Consider the following 4,754-nt stretch of genomic DNA (forward strand, 5'->3'; position numbering starts at 1 on the left):
ATCGCTGGTATAGTGGTGTCTGTTTTCGCTCATGCAGGTTAACAAAAGTAATATTTTTTGAATTACTTAATTAACATACTTATCAGCATTTTTGTGATGTGTCAACAATTGATCATATCCGCCAGGGTTTTCCGCACGAACCTACCCCGCAGCAACTGGAACTTTTTGCAAAGCTCCACCAGTTTTTAAGCAGCGGGGAAGAGGATGATTGCTTTATACTGAAAGGTTATGCCGGTACGGGTAAAACCACCGTGCTTGGCGCGCTGGTAAAAGCCTTGCCTCAGTATAATTTTAAGTCGGTACTGTTGGCGCCAACCGGGCGGGCGGCCAAGGTGATCACTAACTATTCGGGCCGTAAGGCATTTACTATTCATAAACGCATCTACCGTAAAAAATCGGCCCTAAATGTAGACGAATCATTCATGATCGCCGAAAATATGAGCACCAACACGCTGTTCATTATCGACGAGGCCTCCATGATATCTGACGAGCTGACCGGCAACAACCGCGAAACCCTGCTGCACGATCTGGTTAATTACGTTTACAATACCAAAAACTGCAAGCTGATGCTGGTGGGCGATACCGCCCAGTTACCTCCCGTTGGCGCAGATAATAGCCCGGCGCTGGATGCCAAATTAATGAAAGACCAGTTTGGCCTAACCATATTTAGCTATGAATTGACCGATGTATTGCGCCAGCAAAAAGATTCGGGAATCTTATTTAATGTGACCAAGGTGCGCGATATTATCCGCCAGGGGAAAGAGGTGATGCCGCAGATAGTTACTAAAGGCTATAAAGATGTTTACCGCATGAGCAGCGAACTGCTGGAGGAAGGCCTTAATTATGCTTACAGCAAGTACGGGCACGATAATACGCTCATTATTTGCCGGAGTAACAAAAACGCTAACCTTTATAACCGGCAGATCCGCGGGCGCATACTCATGCGCGAAGAAGAACTAACCGGCGGCGACCAGCTAATGGTAGTAAAGAACAACTATTTTTGGCTTCAGGACCAGGAGGAGGGGAGCACCGGTTTTATTGCCAATGGCGACATAGCCCGCGTGAAAAAGGTGCGCAGGATAGAGGAAATGTATGGCTTTAGGTTTGCCGATGTGCAGCTGGAGTTTATTGATTATGCCGAAGACCCGGTGCTGGATTGTAAGATTCTGCTGGATACCCTGTATTCGGAAGCGCCCGCCCTGCAATCTATCGATCAAAAACGCTTTTATTTGGAAGCGATGAAAGATTATGACCATATCCCAAACAAGCGCGACAAGCATAACGAACTGAAGTTAAATCCTTACTATAATGCCTTGCAGGTTAAATTCGCTTATGCCATAACCTGCCACAAAGCGCAGGGCGGCCAATGGGAAGCGGTGTTTGTTGACCAGGGGTACCTTACGGATGAAATGGTGAATACCGATTTTCTGAGGTGGTTTTATACTGCCTGCACGCGTGCCACCAATGAGCTTTATTTGGTGAATTTTAATCAACAATTTTTTAAAGGGGGCGCCGAGGAATAGCTTGTTCCATTTTCAAAATGGAACAGACCTATGAATCAGGCCTCCAGTGGCAATATAATAGTGAATGTGCTGCCCTTGCCTTCTACGCTGTGCACGCTTATTTTGCCGTCGTGGCTTTCTACAATATCCTTAACAATGCTTAAACCTATCCCGGTAGATTGCTCGCCTTTTAACCCGGTACGGCCCGCGCCAGAGAAGCGTTCAAAAAGCTTTGGTATCAGCTCATTAGGGATACCTACACCCTTATCTTTCACCTGAATAATGATCTTATTCTTTTCGCGCTTAAGATTCAGTTCCACCTTATCCGTTTCCTTTGAAAATTTTAGCGCGTTACTGATCAGGTTGTCAATAACCCTCGGGAATTTTTCCTGGTTAATTTGCGCGTAAGCAGTTTTAACATCACTTATCAGCACCACATTGCTTTTACCTCCTTGTTGTATATTCCAGGTATCTATAATACCCTGTAACATGGTGTTAAGCTCGGTTTTATGGGTGTCAAAATTGGTGTTGTTATCGTAGCGGGCCGCATCAAGCAGGTCGTCGATTATATTACGCGCCTTCACACACGATTCGCGCATCATACTTAAATTATCCTGGGTATCCTCGTCAATATCTTCCAGTTCCATCAGCATCGCTAATGATTCAACCGCGGCAATTGGGTTACGTAAGTCGTGCGCAACGGTACCCAGTACCTGGTTCTTAAAATTATTGGCTTTCTCAATTTCTTCGTTCTTCTGGCGGATCTCTACTATTTGCCCGTAATAACTGGCCTTGTAAGAGAAAAAGTATCTTGATGTTAAATAAAAACCGGCAAGTAATATGGCCGATATCATTTGGTTATACGTCATTTCGGTAGGGCTTACCTGTGCATGAAAAAGCATCATGGTAAACATTATTTCCACACTAAATAGCAGTATAAGGGTTTCGTGGTACTCAAACACAAACAGCACGCTCACAATACTTAAAGCAACAAGGTATAGGGTAAGGGCGTTACTTGGGTCTGATGTGGATATAAAGCTGGAATACATGCCGCAGCCTATGAGATACAGGGAAAACACAAAAACAAATAAGGCCATACCCGAAGAAGCCCACTTTGTTTTACGCATATGCAGCACCAATAAATGACTGATCAAATAAAAGAAAGGTGTTATAATAATAAACACCCAGTTGATACGGTTAAACTCGGGAAAGTTCTGCGCCTTGGTCAAACTTTCGGGGAAAACATGGTAAAGTATCCTGATAATTATACTTAGAGTAAGAAATATAAAACTTGCGGTACGAACGCTCAACAGGTTCTGGTAAGTATAATAATTACGATAAGCTGTACTGTATTTTGGAGATAGCTTTGTGAAGAAATGAGTTTCCAAGATGCTTTGTTATAAGGAGTTCAAAAATATCAAATACTTATTTTCAGCTAAAAATCTGTAATTTGAATGAGTTGTGGATGAATTAATTTAAACTTTTTGACAAAATGTCGGTAAAGAAAAAAATTGAATGCCATTTGTTCATAAAACGAAAAGTGGCAATTGTTTTGAGGCTAATTAGGCACTATGAATTTTAACAACTTTACCATAAAAGCCCAGGAAGCTGTACAAAAGGCATCCGAAATTGCGATTGGTAACCAGCAGCAGGCTATCGAGACCGCGCATTTATTAAAAGGTTTATTACTGGTTGACGAGAACGTTATTACCTACCTGTTGAAAAAGCTAAACGTTAACGTGAACAGACTTAGCGAAACGCTCGACGCGCAAATATCATCCTTCCCAAAAGTTAGCGGGAGCGAAGCTTATCTGTCATCAAGCGTAAATGCAGCCCTGCAAAAGGCAAACTCTTATTTAAAAGAATTTAAGGACGAGTTTGTATCTGTTGAGCATATATTATTAGGCATATTATCAGCCGGGGACAAAATTTCCGGTATGTTGAAAGATGCGGGTGTTAACGAAAAAGATCTGAAAAAGGCCATTGTTAGCCTGCGTGGCGATAGCAAAGTAACTAATCAAAATGCCGAGGCTACTTACAACGCGCTAAACAAATATGCCCGTAACCTAAATGAGTATGCCGAAAGTGGCAAGCTTGACCCGGTTATTGGCCGTGATGAAGAGATAAGGCGTGTGATACAGATCCTATCGCGCCGTACTAAAAACAACCCTATACTGGTTGGCGAACCCGGCGTAGGTAAAACAGCCATTGCCGAGGGTATTGCCTTCCGTATCATAAAGGGCGATGTGCCCGAAAGCCTGAAAACCAAAACCGTTTACTCACTTGATATGGGCGCCCTGATTGCGGGTGCCAAATACAAAGGCGAGTTTGAAGAACGTTTAAAAGCCGTTATCAAGGAAGTTATTCAAAGCGATGGCGAGATCGTTTTGTTTATTGATGAGATCCATACCCTTGTTGGTGCGGGCGGCGGCGAAGGTGCTATGGATGCGGCCAACATATTAAAGCCTGCCCTTGCCCGTGGCGAACTAAGGGCCATTGGTGCTACCACGCTTAACGAGTATCAAAAATATGTAGAGAAAGATAAAGCCCTTGAACGCCGTTTTCAAAAAGTAATGGTGGATGAGCCGGACACTGCCGATGCCATTTCCATTTTGCGCGGATTGAAAGAACGTTACGAAACGCACCATAAGGTACGTATCAAGGATGAAGCTATCATTGCCGCGGTTGAAATGTCTCAGCGTTATATATCTGACCGGTTCTTGCCCGATAAGGCTATTGATTTAATGGATGAAGCAGCCTCTAAGCTGCGTTTAGAGATGGATTCGGTACCGGAGGCGGTTGATGAACTGGAACGCCGCATTATGCAGCTGGAAATTGAGCGCGAAGCCATTAAACGGGAGAAAGATGATAACAAGGTTAAAGAACTGAGCGAAGAGATCGCTAATCTATCTGCCGAACGCGATTCGTTGCGTGCAAAATGGCAAGGCGAAAAAGACCTGGTTGATGGCATTAACCAAAAGGTTGAGCAGATTGAGAATTACAAACAGGAAGCCGAACAGGCCGAACGTGCCGGTGATTATGGTAAAGTAGCTGAATTACGCTATGGAACTATAGTTGAAGCCCAGCAGCAGGTTGATAAGCTGAAAGCTGCCCTATTGGAAAATCAACAGGATAGCCGTATGCTGAAAGAGGAAGTTACCGCCGATGATATTGCAGGTGTGGTAAGCCGCTGGACAGGTATCCCGGTTAGTAAAATGATACAAAGCGAACGCGAAAAGCTGCTTAACCTGG

At 43.9% G+C, this 4,754-nt stretch carries 3 protein-coding genes; 2 read left to right on the top strand and 1 reads right to left on the bottom strand.

The features are described 5' to 3' along the window. The first annotated feature begins 98 nt into the window (after positions 1-98). Entirely contained in the window at positions 99-1,523 is a 1,425-nt protein-coding gene (locus tag JWQ85_RS02225) for an AAA family ATPase (RefSeq protein ID WP_299463263.1), read from the top strand. A gap of 35 nt (positions 1,524-1,558) precedes the next feature. Here JWQ85_RS02225 and JWQ85_RS02230 read toward each other — a convergent pair whose 3' ends face one another. Beyond that, complete coding sequence (locus JWQ85_RS02230; RefSeq protein ID WP_299463266.1) at positions 1,559-2,890, bottom strand: HAMP domain-containing sensor histidine kinase; 1,332 nt, start codon at positions 2,888-2,890, stop codon at positions 1,559-1,561. Between the two features lie 183 nt (positions 2,891-3,073). On the opposite strand from JWQ85_RS02230, the gene JWQ85_RS02235 reads away from it, so the two are divergent. Further along, the coding region (locus tag JWQ85_RS02235) for an ATP-dependent Clp protease ATP-binding subunit (protein ID WP_299463269.1) at positions 3,074-4,754 on the top strand (1,681 nt) is incomplete at its 3' end.

Source organism: Mucilaginibacter sp., from assembly GCF_028288105.1.
Taxonomy (GTDB): domain Bacteria; phylum Bacteroidota; class Bacteroidia; order Sphingobacteriales; family Sphingobacteriaceae; genus Mucilaginibacter.